The 14,862-nt window shown below is 36.9% G+C and carries 16 protein-coding genes and 2 tRNA genes; 10 read left to right on the plus strand and 8 right to left on the minus strand.

Going from position 1 to position 14,862, the window contains the following annotated elements; all coding sequences use genetic code 11:
* The first annotated feature begins 124 nt into the window (after nt 1-124).
* From ACK2M2_RS04535 to ACK2M2_RS04545, 3 genes are all read left to right on the plus strand, one after another.
* Nucleotides 125-201, plus strand: a tRNA-Arg gene (locus tag ACK2M2_RS04535).
* A gap of 399 nt (nt 202-600) precedes the next feature.
* A complete protein-coding gene (locus ACK2M2_RS04540) occupies nt 601-804 on the plus strand; it encodes a hypothetical protein (protein ID WP_419346294.1) in 204 nt (67 codons plus the stop codon).
* A gap of 165 nt (nt 805-969) precedes the next feature.
* Nucleotides 970-1,046: transfer RNA gene (locus ACK2M2_RS04545), tRNA-Arg, on the plus strand.
* A gap of 145 nt (nt 1,047-1,191) precedes the next feature.
* Here the strand turns inward: ACK2M2_RS04545 and ACK2M2_RS04550 are convergent.
* On the minus strand, nt 1,192-2,487 hold the full coding sequence (locus ACK2M2_RS04550) for an SRPBCC family protein (protein WP_419346296.1): 1,296 nt from the start codon (nt 2,485-2,487) through the stop codon (nt 1,192-1,194).
* A gap of 234 nt (nt 2,488-2,721) precedes the next feature.
* Between ACK2M2_RS04550 and ACK2M2_RS04555 the strand changes: the two genes are divergently transcribed.
* Nucleotides 2,722-3,222: a YcxB family protein gene (locus tag ACK2M2_RS04555; RefSeq protein WP_409510764.1), complete on the plus strand. Its 501-nt coding sequence runs from the start codon at nt 2,722-2,724 to the stop codon at nt 3,220-3,222.
* Between the two features lie 51 nt (nt 3,223-3,273).
* Nucleotides 3,274-3,912, plus strand: a complete 639-nt coding sequence (locus ACK2M2_RS04560) for a fumarylacetoacetate hydrolase family protein (protein ID WP_419346298.1) — start codon at nt 3,274-3,276, stop codon at nt 3,910-3,912.
* A gap of 110 nt (nt 3,913-4,022) precedes the next feature.
* Here ACK2M2_RS04560 and ACK2M2_RS04565 read toward each other — a convergent pair whose 3' ends face one another.
* Nucleotides 4,023-4,829, minus strand: a complete 807-nt coding sequence (locus ACK2M2_RS04565; protein WP_419346299.1) for an AraC family transcriptional regulator — start codon at nt 4,827-4,829, stop codon at nt 4,023-4,025.
* Nucleotides 4,830-4,935: 106 nt separating this feature from the next.
* On the opposite strand from ACK2M2_RS04565, the gene ACK2M2_RS04570 reads away from it, so the two are divergent.
* Nucleotides 4,936-5,856, plus strand: coding sequence for a DMT family transporter (locus ACK2M2_RS04570; protein WP_419346301.1), 921 nt, complete (start codon nt 4,936-4,938; stop codon nt 5,854-5,856).
* A gap of 76 nt (nt 5,857-5,932) precedes the next feature.
* Here the strand turns inward: ACK2M2_RS04570 and ACK2M2_RS04575 are convergent, their stop codons facing one another.
* Nucleotides 5,933-7,177: a YihY family inner membrane protein gene (locus ACK2M2_RS04575; protein WP_419346303.1), complete on the minus strand. Its 1,245-nt coding sequence runs from the start codon at nt 7,175-7,177 to the stop codon at nt 5,933-5,935.
* A gap of 112 nt (nt 7,178-7,289) precedes the next feature.
* On the opposite strand from ACK2M2_RS04575, the gene wrbA reads away from it, so the two are divergent.
* The gene (wrbA, locus tag ACK2M2_RS04580) at nt 7,290-7,886 is read left to right on the plus strand and encodes an NAD(P)H:quinone oxidoreductase (protein ID WP_419346305.1); all 597 of its coding nucleotides are present in this window, start codon (nt 7,290-7,292) and stop codon (nt 7,884-7,886) included.
* An 81-nt stretch (nt 7,887-7,967) separates the two neighbouring features.
* Here wrbA and ACK2M2_RS04585 read toward each other — a convergent pair whose 3' ends face one another.
* The 5 genes from ACK2M2_RS04585 to ACK2M2_RS04605 form a co-directional block, all read right to left on the minus strand.
* The gene (locus tag ACK2M2_RS04585) at nt 7,968-8,372 is read right to left on the minus strand and encodes a hypothetical protein (protein ID WP_419346306.1); all 405 of its coding nucleotides are present in this window, start codon (nt 8,370-8,372) and stop codon (nt 7,968-7,970) included.
* A gap of 209 nt (nt 8,373-8,581) precedes the next feature.
* Nucleotides 8,582-9,442, minus strand: coding sequence for an acyl-CoA thioesterase (locus ACK2M2_RS04590; RefSeq protein WP_419346308.1), 861 nt, complete (start codon nt 9,440-9,442; stop codon nt 8,582-8,584).
* A 160-nt stretch (nt 9,443-9,602) separates the two neighbouring features.
* Nucleotides 9,603-10,178, minus strand: a complete 576-nt coding sequence (locus ACK2M2_RS04595) for a xanthine phosphoribosyltransferase (protein WP_409510771.1) — start codon at nt 10,176-10,178, stop codon at nt 9,603-9,605.
* A 102-nt stretch (nt 10,179-10,280) separates the two neighbouring features.
* Nucleotides 10,281-11,000 (minus strand): DUF3108 domain-containing protein, encoded by a 720-nt coding sequence (locus ACK2M2_RS04600; RefSeq protein ID WP_419346310.1) that lies wholly within the window; start codon nt 10,998-11,000, stop codon nt 10,281-10,283.
* Between the two features lie 142 nt (nt 11,001-11,142).
* On the minus strand, nt 11,143-11,835 hold the full coding sequence (locus ACK2M2_RS04605; RefSeq protein ID WP_409510773.1) for a hypothetical protein: 693 nt from the start codon (nt 11,833-11,835) through the stop codon (nt 11,143-11,145).
* A 251-nt stretch (nt 11,836-12,086) separates the two neighbouring features.
* Between ACK2M2_RS04605 and ACK2M2_RS04610 the strand changes: the two genes are divergently transcribed.
* From ACK2M2_RS04610 to ACK2M2_RS04620, 3 genes are all read left to right on the plus strand, one after another.
* Nucleotides 12,087-12,968 carry a TonB family protein gene (locus ACK2M2_RS04610; protein ID WP_419346312.1) on the plus strand — a complete coding sequence of 294 codons (882 nt, stop codon included), beginning with the start codon at nt 12,087-12,089 and terminating at the stop codon, nt 12,966-12,968.
* A gap of 184 nt (nt 12,969-13,152) precedes the next feature.
* The gene (locus ACK2M2_RS04615) at nt 13,153-14,163 is read left to right on the plus strand and encodes a hypothetical protein (RefSeq protein ID WP_419346313.1); all 1,011 of its coding nucleotides are present in this window, start codon (nt 13,153-13,155) and stop codon (nt 14,161-14,163) included.
* Nucleotides 14,164-14,403: 240 nt separating this feature from the next.
* On the plus strand, nt 14,404-14,853 hold the full coding sequence (locus ACK2M2_RS04620; RefSeq protein WP_409510776.1) for an ammonium transporter: 450 nt from the start codon (nt 14,404-14,406) through the stop codon (nt 14,851-14,853).
* The last annotated feature ends 9 nt before the right edge of the window (nt 14,854-14,862 follow it).

Below are 14,862 nucleotides of genomic sequence, written 5' to 3' on the forward strand. Positions count from 1 at the left end.
CGCTCATAGCTCAGCTGGATAGAGCACTTGGCTACGAACTAAGGGGTCGGGAGTTCGAATCTCTCTGAGCGCACCAATTTAAGTATTCTAAAAGTAACGATGTCGTTTACGACACATAAGTATTGCGCTCATAGCTCAGCTGGATAGAGCACTTGGCTACGAACTAAGGGGTCGGGAGTTCGAATCTCTCTGAGCGCACCAACTTAAACATCTTCGGATGGTAATTAAACCACACTTGTTGTGGTTTTTTTGTGTTTGTAGCTTTGTTAAAGATAAGAAAATAGAGCTAAAAATAATGAAGCAACAACTCTATCAATCAAGCTTTATTGGAATGGATCATTTTTTATATCGGTATTTTTTGTGAGAAGCTTAAAAAGTGAAGAAAAGGGTAGTGATTATATTTTCATATAAATTAAGTAGTCATTTTTAGATTTTTAAGGGTCATACTTTTATAACGATGATTTTAATTGTTCGATTTAGAAAATTAATTTTTGGTTCATTCTTTGTGCGTCAGTTATTGTCGTAAAGCCTGAAATCTACTAATTATTTATAAGTTAAAACTATTAAAATAAATACAATAACAGACGTATTGAAAAGAATATGAAAATCTATACAGACGGTTACTATACCTATTTCCATGCAAATTTTGTTTATCATTTTAATTTGCAACATTGCGATGGCTGTAACCGTACAATGACGGGTTTTGTTTATGAATTAAAAATTCAAAGTTTAGAAAATGAAATCGTAATTTTTTGTGCAAACTGTATGGAACAATTAGAGATTTTGTTGATTGATGAGTTGTAACTTAAATTATTATGATTTGAAAATAAGGTGATAAAAATAATAGGAGTATATTTTTTAGCATGGTACTACGTGAATTGTCCAATAACTATGCAGTTGAACTTTGATAAATACAAAAAGGCTTTTCAAGAAAATTAAAAGGCGTATAATGCACCCTATCAAGACGTCGCGCTCATAGCTCAGCTGGATAGAGCACTTGGCTACGAACTAAGGGGTCGGGAGTTCGAATCTCTCTGAGCGCACCAACTTGATGATGTAATGAAAAAAACCGCTTAGTTGCGGTTTTTTTGTGCCTAAAATTTGATGAAAAATAAACATAATGTTTTTAGTTGCTTTAAAGATAAAAAATGAAAATATTCAATTAAAAAATCAGTTGTCATGTCTACAGTATTAAGATTCTGAATTTCTAATTTTTTGTACAAACACCGCATTTCCGCCAATAGCAGGAAGCATTTCATGGTAGGGCAGACTACGTGTGGCTCGAAGTAAAAAAGGCGCTTTTTCATCAACTTTCATCGCTGTGGTCATTTTTAGTAAAGTACCATTTCCATTGGGATTAAATTGCGTCATGCCTTTTAAATAGCGTAAATCTCCACCATTGGCTGAGAAATTGTTTTCAGTGGATTTGGGATACGTGAAGTGCATTTTGAAATTAAAAGGAATACTGATTACACCCAAACCCACACTGACTTTAAATTCCGCATCTTGTCCTTGAGGGCTTACAGTACTTGCTTTGATGTCTTTAATTTGTCGAGGAAATAAAGCTTTATAAGCACTCGGCTCAGTCCATTTTTGTAGTTGCTGAGGTATTTGGTTGTAATACTGATAGGTTGTAGTAAATCGCATATCTTCACGGCCATGTTGATAGGGCACAGTCGTTTGTGAATGAACAATACTCACAGGCTGTCTAGATACTTGACTGAGTTGGCTAATTTTTTGCAGTTGTGCTGCTGAAAAAGGTAGAGTGGGAAATTGACCAGAATTTAATGCGGTAACTTTTTTCGCATTAAAACGATTTTTTAGTGACTCCATAATAAAGGCATTGGTTCCACTTGGAATGCCAAGTTTAGCTTCAGGTAAAGCATTTAAAATGCTTTTAAATAGAAAACCTTGAGGTTGATTCAGGTCACCCCATTGTGTCAGGGTAATTAAGGTTTTGTTATTGCCCAAATTAAACCATTCAAATTTGCCGACCGCATAGGGAATAGGAGCATCAATCACAAGGGTAGAAATACTGTTTTGTCCAATTTGGTGTTGCATGGTGACATCTTCATTGAAATTCAGTACAGGAATAGGCGTGGGAATAGAAACCTTATATTTAACCTGCTGAATTGTTCCCGAACTCTCAATGATTTTGGCAGATTTGAGCGTAGGAAATAATCCAACATATTGATTAAAATTGGATAATGTTTTCGCCACATCTTGTGGATTGGCAGAAACGATAATCGCTGAAGTCGTGAAGTTTGCATTCGGTTGAGGGTTATTTTTAAGTGTTGGAACAGTCGTTTTTGTTGTTGGGTGAGCAAATATGAAAATATTGTCTTGAGTATAGGCTGCAAGGTTCTGCGGATTATTTTGAAACGGCTGAACCGCACTTGGAATCTGATCATTCCATTTAACGAGCTGAGCAAAACAATTCGTATTGATCAGTATTAAGCTTAATGTGGTAAAAATGGGTATACGCATTGTGGTGTCATCCGTGTCATTATCTTTGTGTCTGTATTTTTGATCGTTATGTGCGCCTTAATTGTGTGCTGATTTTTTAATTTTTCAAATTAAAAATCTATAATGAATATGTAAAGTACGATTAAATACAGCCATGTGATTGATTCGTGCCTGTATGACTGAAAGTGAAGCGAAAAGACACAAATGTGGTGTACTATTCGGACATTCAAAATATTTATTGTGTTGAAAAAAGCTATGTCAGACGTTCAGCCGACAATCTCTCTACGTTATTACTTGAATCTCGAAGAATCTCAGGATGGTTTTAAACTTGCGACTTTTGGGAAAAAACAACTCAGTCGTTTTTTGACACCCTTGGTGAGTGTAGGAATTATCGCTTGGGGGCTTTATCTTGGTTTTTCAGGGATTGGTAAATACTATGTGATGCTCGGCGGGTTTTTCCTATTGTTACAAGTTTTTATGCGTTATTGGTTTTTACCAATGATGTTTAAGCGTCAATTTATTAAGTACCAATTTGGAAAGAGTGAACAGGGTATTGAATTATTTCAAGATTACTTTGAATTGTTTACGAGTGGTCGTCCGAAGCAAAAGTTTAATTATGCCGAAGTTCAGTCTTTCTTAGTGGGTAAAATGACCTATATGATTGAGCTAAAAAATCGTACTGTGGTGATTGTACCGAAACGAGCATTTGCACAAGCGGCAGATCAAACTGCTTTTGAAAATACCTTTAAAAAATAGATTTATATCATCGCTTTGTTTGAATTATCGCAGTCTATAGAAGGGAATAAGATGAATACACGTCCATCAAAAATTGTCTGTGTTGGTCGAAGTTACGCCGAGCATGCTCAGGAATTAGGCAATGCGATTCCAGACAGCCCTGTGTTATTTATTAAACCACCAAGTAGCCTCATTTCACTTGAAGACGGGATTACTTGGAATAAAAACTTAGGTAATTTACATCATGAATGTGAATTGACTCTACGCCTTGATCAGCCTTTAAAAAATGAAACGGATCCACAAAAAGCTTTAGAAGCGATTGGTGCTGTGACACTTGGACTAGACCTTACTTTACGAGATTTACAAGATAGCTTGAAGAAAAAAGGTCATCCATGGGAACGTTCCAAAGCATTTGATGGTGCGTGTGTATTGGCAGATTGGGTCGATATCAGTGAAGTCAAGGCGTGGAATGCAGTGACATTTGATTTTCAGGTCAATGATCAGGTGCGTCAAAAGGGCGATACGGCATTGCTCCTTTTTAGTATTGCATATTTGCTCTGTGACATTAGCCAAGCGTTCAGCCTTGAAGAGGGTGATGTGGTGATGACGGGTACGCCTGCGGGTGTTGCAGCACTTGCATCAGGTGATCAATTGACCATGACTTTACATGGTCAAACACAAGATTTTGTATGGAAAACCTTTGTAAAATAAAGGCTTTAAATTTTTTAAATAAATGGTAAGTTATTAGAATTAATGGATTGGAATGTAAATTTCAATCCATTTTTTATAAGTGTTTTCTTGAACTTATATGTGAATCATCATCAGCTTTGACACTGTTTACGAAACTGATCAGGCGTGATATTCATCCAACGCTTAAACATATTAATGAATGCAGAAGCATTGGCATAACCCAAATCATAGGCAATATGCTCGACACTTTGCCCTCGATTGAGCATTGACATAGCTTGAGTCACTTTTAAATGCTGTCGCCATTCATGTAAAGACATGTTTAATTCTTTTTGGCACAAGCGTGCCAACGTGCGTTCAGTCATATTCATTTTCTGAGATAAGACAGCCAAATTACTTTGATCGGCAGGATGCTGATGCAAATAATCTAAAATTTTTTTAAGCCCCACATGTTCTGTATGCGGTAAATAATTTCCAATCAGTTCCGCATGTTGAAGTTGATCATGTAGAACGTGTAAAAGTCGGATGTGTTCAGGATGAGTATCGGGCAGGCGATGTTGCTTTAAATGCAGAAAAATCGCTGACACTAATGCTGAGGACAACATAATACCGGCTTGGCTTGGAAGTGCATGACACAGGCTTTCATGGATATATAACGTTCCATGTGACACAGAAGTCCGATTGAGCCCGCTATGTTGTATGTGTGGCGGTAACCATAGTCCATGAGGTGGTGGAGTAATATAGTTAATTTGATCAATAGTGACCTGCATAACACCATTAAATGCATAGATAAATTCCCCCCAAGCATGACCATGAACTGGGTAAACAGACTGTGCAGGATCATCCCTAAAATCAATCCATAAGGGTGCAACTATTTCATCATTGGTTTCGAGTTTTAACAGTTGCTCAGTCGAATGTTTTGAAAATGACTTTTTGACCATAAGTGTGAAATTGCCTGAAAGAGATGATCTTTTGTCTGAAATAAAATATATATTTTAAAATTGACAGTTTTATAGTAGTGCATTGTTTATCTTTTGAGAATGCCTTGTGGATCAACGTCAGGATCTCGATTCGAAAGCCTCTATACTCATGCTCATACTGTGTATTATTTTGGGTTTACAGCAAGTGGTCTTAAAATTGGCTGCGACAGATATTTCACCGATGATGCAATTGGCATTACGTTCGGGTTTGGCAGCAATTTTGGTCTTTCCATTGATTCGTTTACCCGAAGGGGCTCGTTTATTATCAAAAGAATATTTACGTCCTGGAATTTTGGTTGCACTTTTATTTACGGCTGAGTTTGTTTTAGTAGCTGAAGCGCTACGTTATACCTCTGCTTCACATACGGTTATGTTCTTGTATACCTCACCAATTTTTACTGCATTAGGACTACATTTTAAATTTCCATCTGAACGATTATCCAAATTTCAGTGGGGCGGAATTTTACTTGCTTTTATCGGCATCATTGTGACTTTTGTGGGGAGAGATGCGACACAGTCGCAAAACTTGATGCAAGTGCTTTATGGTGATTTTTTAGCATTGATGGCAGGGCTATTTTGGGCATTGACGACCATTTCACTGCGTATGAGTAAATTGGGCGAAGTACATCCGACTCATACTATGTTCTATCAATTGATTGGGGCATTTGTGGTCATGTTTCCATTGGCATATTTTACAGGGCAATCGGAGATCCATTGGACATGGCTCACATTGTCGACTTTGGCTTTCCAAACTTTGGTTGTATCGTTTTTCTGTTTATTACTTTGGTTTTGGTTACTTAGACATTATCTTGCTTCAAGAATCGGTGTATTTTCATTTTTAACTCCAATTTTTGGCATGTTATTTGGAGTATGGTTCTTGGATGAAAAAATTGAATTGAATTTTATTGTCGGAACAATATTGGTGATGTGTGGAATTATGGTCGTTAGTATTCGAGGTTGGTTCAGTAATTCAAGAGCAATAAGTTAATCAAATCATTCGGCAGATTTTATGTATAAAAGCAAAAGACCTCATTTGAGGTCTTTTTGTTTAATATTTTTGATCATTATTTTTCATCTAAAATGGTCGAAAGCGGAATAGAAAGTTTAGCCGCTAGATATTCATCAGATTCGATGAGTGCAGGGGCAATACGTTGCATCCAATGATGATCTGCTGGAATGCCACCAATTTCACTACGCCGTGGTAATGGGTAGGGTAATGCTTTATAAAATGTCCAAAAATCAATCGTATCTAAATTGCGTGCCAAGACATATTCATTATTATCTGTACGTCTAATTAAGTTTTGCTTTTCAAGCATGGATACATAACTAGGCCAATGCCCAATCTCGCTACGTCCAATAATGTCTAAGGCTTCGGCATCTGTAACCACTTGACCATGCTTCTGTTTGTTATAAAAAAGTTGTAATAAATCGAGTAGCATGAGAATAGGATGGCGATTTTGAGTTTGATGGGCGTGAAATGCGGTCAGAGCATAACTGATTTCTACACCAAGCAGTACGATATTCCATGATAAAAAAATCCATAATAAGAAAATAGGAATAGCCGCAAATGCGCCATACACAATGGTATAGCTTGTAAAATTGGTCATGACGAAACCAAATAGGTGTTTCAGTAACTCAAAGACAACAGCACCAAATAATCCCGCAATCATCGCTGCCCGAATGGGTACAGTACGATTGGGAATAGTCCAATACAGAATGAAAAAGCCAAGAATGGTCAGACCAAAAGACAGCATTTTCAATAAAAATGCGCCATCGAGTTGATAACCGCCAAAGCTGTTGCTTAAAATGCTCATAGAGGCAAGCGTTGATGAAATTGCAAAAGCACTACCGAGTAGAATTGGACCGAGAGAAATAATCGTCCAATAACGCATGAAACCTACTATTCCACTACGGGTATCAGTGACGCGCCAAATACGATTAAACACGGTTTCAATACTTGTGAGCATCATCACTGTGGTAATAAATAAAAATAGCACACCAATTACAGTCAAATTGCTCGAATTTTCTGTGAAGACATTAAATGCCTTATCGAATGCAATACTCGTTTTAGGTAGAAAGTTGCTATAAATCATTTGTTGTAATTGTTGACGTGCGGGTTCAAGTGCTTTAATGGATGAAATAATCACTAAAAAAACCGTCAACATCGGTACAACGGCAAATAGGGTTGTATAGGTAAGTGAGCCTGCTTGCTCTCGGCAACGGTCAGCTTCAAAACGTTTTAAAACAAAAAAAATAAATTGAAACCAAGTCTTGTCGTAAAAGGGTAGTTTCTTTAACAAATTCATCATAAAGCTTGGGTCTCTGTTTTTATTCATCATTCTTACAATTTACATTACTAGCTTAACCAAAAAATGGTGAAAATATCGTATAGTTTTCTTTTTCTATAAATTTGAGTCAAAGATGCAAGCGTACGTATTGGTTTTATATTACAGCAAATATGGCTCAACCAGAGAAATGGCACACCTGATTGCCAATGGTATTGAGTCTGCAGGCGTGGCAGTAAAAATACGTACAGTACCCAATTTATCGACTGTGGTTCAGCAAGCTGAAGCAAGTATTCCTGAAGAAGGTGATATTTATTGTTCTTTAGATGATTTACAAAACTGTTCGGGCTTGGCACTTGGTTCGCCAACACGCTTTGGTAATATGGCATCGGAAATGAAATATTTTTGGGATCAAACAACGAGCCTATGGCTGAATGGTGCATTGCACAATAAACCTGCTTGCGTATTTACATCATCGGGTTCAATGCATGGTGGGCAGGAAAGTACATTACTCACCATGCTTCCGCCCTTGTTTCATCATGGCATGATGATTATGGGGTTAAGCAATGCAACCCCTGCACTATCTAATACCAAAACGGGTGGAACACCTTATGGTGCAACGCATGTCAGTGGTCCACGCCATGATCAAAGCCTCAGCCAAGATGAGAAAATTTTGTGTGAAGTACAGGGTAAACGCTTAGGTGAAGTGGTTAAAAAATTACAATCATCTTGATTGATTCATTTTTGAATAAAAAGTCAGCTTAAATATGCTGACTTTTTAATGCTCACAATAAAACTTTACAACAAAGCAAAATTATTGATCTTTGTGATTGATTTGAGTTATTTGTTCAGAATCGGGCGCTTTAAAACGATGCTTGCATGTTAAACATTGATAATCAAGGTAAATATTTTGATCAACAATTTCACCTGCTTTTTTACCAAAACGATGTCCTAAAAAACCACCTGTAATGCCAATGCCGACTGCGCCAACAAGTGTACCAATGGTTCCACCCATGATGACACCGAGTGGTCCTGCAGCAACAGCACCAATAGCAGCACCTATGGTTGCGCCAGATGCTGCACCACCGACTGTTCCTGCGGTTGTGCCTGCAGCAGATAATAAAACACCGCCAGTTTTTTGCAGTAATTGTTCATGATTACGTTTGGCAATTTCAGTTGAGCCACATTTTGGGCAACTTAAAGCTTGTACATCAGTCATTGATTTTTACTCGCTCGGCAAAGTCCATTTGTCTTTATCGAGTTATGGTGAATCGATACGTTTCTGTCTGTTACGAATATCTATTTTACATGTATTGTCGGTAAGCGATGTAAAGCAGATATACCTGTTTAGTATAGCTTTGAATTGTAAATCAACAATGACTGAAATTTTGATATTTTATGTCAATAGATTGGTGTGATAAGTATCCATTATTGTGGTACTCGCATGAGGCTTTCTTGCGTGACGCTACAGACAAGTTGCCCATTTTGCCATAGACGTCCGAAATTAATTCCACGTGATTGACTCGTGCGTGTAGCGTCCATGTCATAAAGTGACCATTCATCGGCTTTGAATGTGTGATGAAAATGCAGACTATGATCAAGACTTGCGCTGCGGACACTGCCATTGGCATAGCTTACGCTATGTGGTCGTAACGATGTCGTCAGTAAGTTGTAATCTGAATAATACGCAATAATCGCTTGATGGATCATGGCTTGATCATGTTCGGGTGGAATAGGATCAAAGGTTTGCATATATTCGGCATACTTTGCTTCGGCTTTTTTTGGGCGAAATGGATTGAGCGGATTGATTGGATGCATGCGTAGGTTAAACTGTCGCATAATTGTTTTACGCATATATTCAGGAATATCATCAAAAATCATTTGTTTATATTCTTGCTCTGACATGAGTGTTTCTGGTGCAGGGTACTCAGGCTCAGGTAGTTGATAATTCAAACCTTCTTCAGGTTTAGCAAATGAAATCATTGCAGAAAAAATAACTTCACCATCTTGTATCGCATGTACTTGTCGTGTGGCAAGGCTTCGTCCATCTCTGAGATTTTTAACTTTAAATAAAATTGGCGCATCAGTTCGACCACTACGAATAAAATAAGCATGTAGTGAATGTGCAGGGCGATCTGTGGTTTTAGAGGCTGCAATCAGCGATTGCCCGAGAATTTGTCCACCAAATAAATGCGAGCCAAACAGTTGAGTACATTGTCCTTGAAAGAGATATTGATCGATTTGTTTTACATTGAGTAGATCAATTAAATTTTGCGTCAGTGATTGCATTGTACATCCGTATCTAATTTTTATATGTAAACCAATATAGTAGAACAATGCACTGAAATGAATGATGAAAATGATCTTTTTATTTGAGATAAAGGTCAGGCATAAAAAAGCGCCACGAGTGATTTATCGTAGCGCTTTTCGACAATAATTTGTTTAGCTTTTATTCTTGAACAAAAGTTACTGTACCATTTGCCAAAGACTCTACACGAGCCAAAGACTCTACACGGTAACCTTTATCGAGTAGAAGTTCACGACCTGGTTGGAATGATTTTTCAATCACGATACCAATACCTACGACTTCAGCATTGGCTTGATGAATAAGATCAGCAAGACCTAATGCAGCTTGACCATTGGCAAGAAAGTCATCAATTACAAGAGCTTTGTCATTTTCATTTATGTGTTTCTTTGAAATCGCAATGGTGCTTTCAATTTGTTTGGTAAAAGAAAATACTTTTGAACGATACAAATCATCTTTAAGGGTTAAAGATTGATATTTACGTGCAAAAATAACAGGAACACCAAGTTCAAGACCTGCCATGACTGCAGGAGCAATACCTGAAGCCTCAATGGTAATAATTTTAGTAATACCTGAATCTTTAAATAGACGAGCAAATTCCTGTCCAATTTGCTGCATCATCACAGGATCAATTTGGTGATTTAAGAATGAGTCGACTTTTAGTACTTCGTCAGATAAGACAATACCTTCAGCCAGGATTTTCTGTTCCAGAGCGTGCACGGGAGATTCCTCTAAGAGCAAGGTGCTATTTATAGCAAACGCATATTTTAGAAAGCACTAAAAAAAAAGCAAGCTGAAAATGATTAAATATTGAAAAGTTACTTATTTTTTGTAACCAGTCAACAGCAAGCTAAATGATGTTTTCTCATCTTGATGCGCCATTTTAACGGGTAAATAGTCCAAATTGGGTGCAAGCCAGAAGGTTGAACTTTTTGAGCCATTATCATGTGTTAAGACAACTTTAAGAGTGTTATATGTCCCATAAGGCGTTTTAACTGTTTCATTGCCTTGTTTCACAAAGCGACGTGCTTCAAGACTTTTTGCACCTGCAATCAGATAAGTTGCTTTTAATCCATTGTTTTTTAAATCTTCACGTAATTGGAGTTCAGCATTTAGTTCATCCAATGAACCTACTTTCCAAGCAAATGAGCGTGCTTTATTGCTTTTATTGGTGTTAATGACTTTAGCAGCAGGGTTAAATTTGATGCTCATCGTATCATTGTGGACTAAAACTTTACTTGTTCGAGTGAAGTTATTTGAAATGATTTGACCATTGTTGAACGTAAAATTACTCGTTTCTGTTGCTGATGCAAGTCCTGCTGCTTTGGCTGCAAAGACATAATTCCAGTTGTTACCACTTTGGCTTAATGTACGGGTTGCTGTTCCGACATTTTTACCGTTGTAGGCAAATTGATAAGTTGCCTGAAATGGACTCATTGCATAGGCTTGTCCTGAAAAAGCTGACAGTAGCAGGACAGCAGTTGTTCCTATAGCAAGACCTAATTTTTTAAAGACGGGTGTTTTAAATAGATATTGTGTCATTTGAAATAATCCTGTGCAAATTCAATTGCGATGGTTCATTCTCGCTATTATGCGACTCAATTAAGGAGAAGAAATCAGTTTTTAGCGCAAAAATGTAGAGTTGTGTATCTTTTGAATTTAACTTGTGTTCCGTATGCATAGGTTAAGTATTTTCTTTCTGTCGGATCGGAGTGACTGTTTCTTCAGGTAGATCCTCATCATCTTCAAAAGTAGAAGACATACGACTGACCGCAAGTTTGCTAAAGACCGCAGCTAAATTGACATTGCCTACAACAACAAGTTCGGTTTCTCTAAGTTCAGCATGGTTCACATGAACCTTGTTTAGTGTTTGCATGATTGAACGATTTTTTCCGAGCCAACGATTTAAGTCCAAATGCAGTAAATCATCTTTGACTTCAATGACATTAAATTTTTGTAAAATTGGACCTAAAGGGTCGCTATGTAAAAAATTATGATAGAAAAATACTGCGCATTTTACCGCCATTTTCATCCAAATACTTGGATAGCGTGCTTCAATAATTTCAGTATTGCTGATTTGTTCAAAGACGATTAGCTGCATATCTTTGTTAAATTCCATCTGAACCAATTTGAGGTTTACACCTAAAACCAAATGCATACCTTTGACGTTGATTGTCGCATATAGGCGTAACCAATCATCATGTAAATCGGCGTGTAAATCTTCAAGAATTTTGACATTATCGGTGACAAAACGCTTAAATGTCGCGTTCAGAAAAACTTGAGAAACAGGAAACTCTCGTTCTTCTTCTATGAATCCTTCCGCCTTTTGATATACTTGACGAATGCGATTCGCAATGTTGGTAAGCAACGTCGGCATAGATGTTTTCCTAAGTGAACGACATTTTATAGGGCTGTTATCTTGTCGATTTTTTAAAAATTTTCAAGTCTAGTGATTGCAGTTTAGCAAAATTCCATGCACCATTTTTCTTGATTTAAAATAACAGGTCGGAAATTTTTATCATCATCACGCTTTAGCATAATTGTGATAACTGTTTAAAACCACTGTAGGTTCGTACTGTTTTATACTCTTTTTGTTTTCAAGATCAGGTGTTTGATCGGTTTAAAATCATGATAAAAACGATAGTTCATTTCCCAAAGCCTGTTTCAACGTGGTGGCACGATCGCTTATTTTTAGGCGCTGTTTTAATAGCTATTCTTGTGCACGGTGGAGTTTTAGCAATACAGTTTGGTATGCCTACAGAATCAGACACACAGAGTAAAGATATTGCTGTGACATTGCGACCAAGTAGTGAAAAAATAAAAAATGCAGATTTTTTGGCACAAGAAGATCAGCAAGGTTCAGGAACATTTCGCGAAGCGCATAGAATGACCAGCGAAATGCCAGCACAGTCTGAAGATATCAGTGCAGGCGATCAGCAATTACAAGCGCTTGAACAAATTCAACAAAAACGTGAACTCAAATTTGAAGAAAAAGTGCTGATGACAGTGTTGAGTTGGCAGAAGCAAACCGAAGAGAGTGAACGTAAAAAAGCCTTAGATGAAATGCAAAGTCAGTTTCAGGCAAAAGCTGCTATGGTGGCGAGTCTAGAAGCCCAATATATGCAGAAACAGCAAAATTTTAGTCGCTTGCAACAAATTAAAACGCTTGATGGTATTCAAGCAAAACAGGATGCTTCGGCAGGCTATCTCGATAAATTTCGTGAAAAAGTAGAAGCGTACGGCAATCAATATTATCCTGATTTGGCTAAACAACAACGCTTATCGGGCGAAGTGCGTTTAATGGTAATTTTGAATCGGGAAGGTGGGATTCGTGCCATCCGTTTGATTGATAGTTCAGGATATAGTGTTTTGGATGAAGCTGCAAAAAACTCTGTTCGAAAGGGTGCGCCTTTTGGTCGTTTTGATGCCAAAATGAAAGATATTTCAGAACTACGTATTGTTCGAACTTGGCGATTTGACCCTGCAGATGCAGAATTTGAAGTCCATTAATTATTATTTTTAGATTAAAAAAACAACATTAACTCCATAATTTTACTTATAATTTATGGAGTTTTTTGATGTTTTTATTGAGTGATTTTTACCATAAAATCTATTTATTTATCTATTTTATTTGACCTTTTTCATAAAGGTTTGTGTAATATCTCTTTTCTGTTCTACACAATTATACTCTCCCATGTTAAAAAAAGTTGTTTTGCTTGACCTTGAAAATAATATGCCGACAGCAAAAATGTTAAGCGATATTGTTGAGCACTATCCTGTCATTTACTTTTTTAATTGTACAGGTCAGTTTGAGTTTGCACTTGAAGATATGACTGAGCTTTCAACATGGATCAGCAGTGGGCAGATTGTCATTTTAGAGACACCACCTGCACGTGAAAAAGAATTTGAATATGCCATGATTGTTGGACAGTTAATGGCGTTGCTTGAGCCTGAAACCCATACAGAAGTTATATCAGCCATGCCTGAAAGCACTTTGTTGGTCAAGATGATGGCTTCTTCCAATTTAGATTGTAGTTTGATTCAAATTGAACGTGAACCAGTCAAATTATCTAGTAAGAAAAAAGTATCTTTACCCGATATTGAAACGATTAGACAAAAGCCACAATTGAGCTTGGTTAAAAAATATTGTGATGCTTTGGGGCAAATGACAGGTCAGCCTAATACAGTAGAAAGTTTACGTAATTCAGTGAGTAATATTTTAAAAATCGTCCCAGAAAAAGCCCAAAATTTAGTGGGAATACTTATTAACCTAAATATTATTCGCCGTGAAGAACAGAAAGTATCTGTGCGGAAAAAGGTTTTGAAACAATGGGTCGATCTTGATCTCAATAAAGAAATTGAGCAGGCAAAATTGGAAAAAATTGATACGATTCTGGAAAATTTACAATCTGATACGCATCAATTGGTTCGCATGGATGATGCTTTAAGTGAAGATGTTCATGGTGTGCAGCGCCCTTTATTTAAAAATTTTACACAAATTGATCCCATGCAAATGGAAGTGATTCGTAAGTTGCATGATCTAAAAACAGATAAACCTAAAGATATTTATGCTTTACGTGACATGCTTGAAGAGATGTTCCCACAATCTGACATTCGACTTTTACTGAAAGAGCTGATTGAAAAAGGGTATATTTATTGGAATGGTTATGAGGTGGTTTATAGCCATGAGATGTACTTGAATTAAGACCATGACTTAGTGTTTAAAGTCATTATTTTTTGATGAATATGGGTAATCCTTTTTATTGACCGAAAGTAACGGGTAATATTCAGAATTTATTACCTAATTTCAAAAATCATAATTATATGAATGTCCTATAAATAATTATTGTTGTATTTTTATCTACCAATGAGATTGTGAAACATTTAAAACTTGCCTTTGACCTATTGCTTATGCAAATCTAATAGGAGAATGAAAAGGTGAGTTATGGAACACACAGGTCTTTGGGTTGCGATTTTTATTGGTGTTTTTTTATTGGGATCAATTTTTGGACTACGTGTCAGCCCAAGAGAAAAAGCATTGGGAATGATGCGGGAAAAAGCCCGTAAAATGGGTTTAAATCCTCGGTTAATTGTTGCACCTGATTGGACGGGTGTACCAATGGCAACAGAAAACCGTGCGAGCATGGTCGCATATTATAGTGTAATAATGCCTGATACTCGCTTACCTTTAATGCGTGCCAAAGTCGAAGATCAAAAACTGAAACTGATTCAGGGTGATGAGAAATTTAATGATTTTCCCATTGCATTAAAAGGGATTTATGCTATTGATATGCAGGCTAACTATGTGGGCATTTATTGGGATGAAGAATCAGACCTAAAAGCATCCCAGCTAGAAGATATGAAAGCATATCTACTGCATTTGGCTGAAATTTAACTTTAAAAA

The organism is Acinetobacter sp. TY1 (assembly GCF_048551395.1).
Lineage (GTDB): Bacteria > Pseudomonadota > Gammaproteobacteria > Pseudomonadales > Moraxellaceae > Acinetobacter.